This is a genomic window from Salipiger sp. HF18, from assembly GCF_011806505.1.
Classification (GTDB): Bacteria; Pseudomonadota; Alphaproteobacteria; order Rhodobacterales; family Rhodobacteraceae; genus Salipiger; species Salipiger thiooxidans.
Genome location: NZ_JAATOS010000617.1, coordinates 1 through 2,086 on the forward strand (window position 1 = coordinate 1; position 2,086 = coordinate 2,086).

Consider the following 2,086-nt stretch of genomic DNA (forward strand, 5'->3'; position numbering starts at 1 on the left):
GGTCTGACGCGGACACGGCAGGCCAGGGAAAGACAGGCAACACAAAAGAGGCCGGGGCGACGCCGCCCCGGCCCTTCACTCGTCAACATGGCGCGGAACGCTCCGCACCCACCCTTTAAACACCCTCAGCCCTCGAGCTTGGCTGTGTCCCACATGTCCTGAAGCCAGTCGGGCACGCCCTTGGGGTTGATCGCCAGCGGCTTCTGCTTGATCGTCCCCCCCGGCTGCATCTCGGCCGAAAGCAGCGACAGGTTGAAGTCGCCCTTGTACCTGTTGCCGAAGTAGGTCCGGGCCGTGGTTTCCTTCTTGCCCTCCATCAGGTTCACCAGCGCCTCGACCATGGTCACGCCCAGCACCGCGCCCGCCATGCTGTCGGTCGGGTAGTGCACGCCCGCGACGGTGCGGTTGATGGCGATGCGCTCGGACTGGCGGTAGAGCGGCACCTGCGCCGCGATCAGCGCGTCGGGATCGAACTTCGGAGCGTTCTTCCCGTTCGGGTCGCGCACCAGCCAGTTGAGCAGCGTGGCACCGGCAAAGCTCTCGGTCGCGTGGCCGCTGGGCCAGGCCGGGTGGCCCGGGGTCTGGATGATCGGCTGCACCTGGTAGGACAGCGTGATCGGACGCGGCACGTCGAAGCCCAGCTTCACCGGCATCTCGACCCGGGTGCAGAGCCGGAACACCGCCTGCAAAAGCGCAATGGTCCACTTGGTGGCGCCCGGGCTCAGGTAGCTGACGCTCGAGAAGAAGGTGGCGATGTCGCCGGTCTCGACGAGGATCTCGTTGAGACGGTCATAGCGCAGGTCCGCGGCAGAGCGCAGGAACGGGAACTGGTCTTCCTTGATGATCTTGAGCGTCGGCGCGTACATGGTGACCAGCGGCTCGTCCTGAAAATACACCGTGCCCTTGGTGTTGGCCTTCCTGCTGTTCTTGAACTCGACGCGGAAGAGCCCCTGGATGGTCTGGTCGATGACCGCCTGCCGCGGCACCGTCGCCAGCGACTTGACCGTGTCCCAGGCCGAGCGGCCGACGACCCGGCTGGTGCGGTCCGGGTAGCCATCCCAGTACCCCAGCGTGCCATCCCGCGTGCTGCCAAGGGCGAAACTTACCGCTCCGGCGCTGCTTCCGGAGCCACTCGCAGAGCCTTCGTGTCCCTCATGACCCTCGTGGCCTTCGTGGCCCTCATGACCTTCGTGACCGTAAATCGGCATCTTGTTCCCCCCAAGGGATCTAATCTGCACTCAAAATGAGGTTTCCCCCGACAAACTCGCAAAAATCCGCCGACCCCGTCAAAAGCTTATCGCGCGGACCGGGAAATATTCACGGACAATTCACGCCAGTTGCCGTCGCGGGGAGCCAATGTTACCGTTGCGTCACAACGTAGCCTCCTGCGCGGGGACACCGAATGCGCGACTGCGCTCCTCTGATCCGGATTTCCGTGCTCGGCCCGCTGCGCGTGCAGTCGGCCGAAGGGCTACAGGTGACCCCGAAAGGCGCGAAGAACCAGGCGCTGCTGGCGCTGCTCGCGCTCAGTCCCGAGATGGCCCGCCCCCGGCGTTGGCTCGAGGACAAGCTCTGGAGCACCTTCGGACCCGAACAGGCCAGCGCCAACCTGCGGCAGGCGCTGAGCAAGCTGCGCACGGCACTGGGCGAAGACGCCGACGCGCTGATGGCCGACCGCAGCTCGGTATCTCTCGACGTGTCGCGGGTGACGGTGGACCTGCACGACGAAGGATTGCCGCTCGATCTCCGGACCGAGCTGCTCGAGGGGCTGGACGCGCGCGACCCCGAATTCGAGGAATGGCTCCGGATGGAGCGCGCCGACCTGCAGGCCCGGCTGTCGAAGGCGACGCCGAAAGAGGCCAAGGGCATCCTCATCAACTGCCGTGCCTCCGCGCCCGACGGCGGCGCAGGCGTCATCATGGCCGATGTGCTCGCCAACCAGATCGGCGAGAACATCGCCGAGCAGATCCGCGCCTGGCGGCAGGCCAACGACCCGGACTGCCCCGCCGACCTGCCGGTCAGCGACCTGTCGCTGCCCTGCGACATCATGAAGACCAGCGACGGCCACACCGTCTTCGTCAAGGGC

The 2,086-nt window shown here is 66.1% G+C and carries 1 protein-coding gene and 1 pseudogene; one reads left to right on the top strand and one right to left on the bottom strand.

The annotated features are described in order from the left end of the window. Nucleotides 1-125: 125 nt before the first annotated feature. Nucleotides 126-1,208, bottom strand: a complete 1,083-nt coding sequence (locus HC022_RS24950) for a phosphatase PAP2 family protein (protein WP_167454183.1) — start codon at nt 1,206-1,208, stop codon at nt 126-128. Between the two features lie 194 nt (nt 1,209-1,402). Here HC022_RS24950 and HC022_RS24955 point away from each other — a divergent pair. After that, nucleotides 1,403-2,086 (top strand): annotated as a pseudogene (locus HC022_RS24955) (transcriptional regulator); the annotation flags it as partial.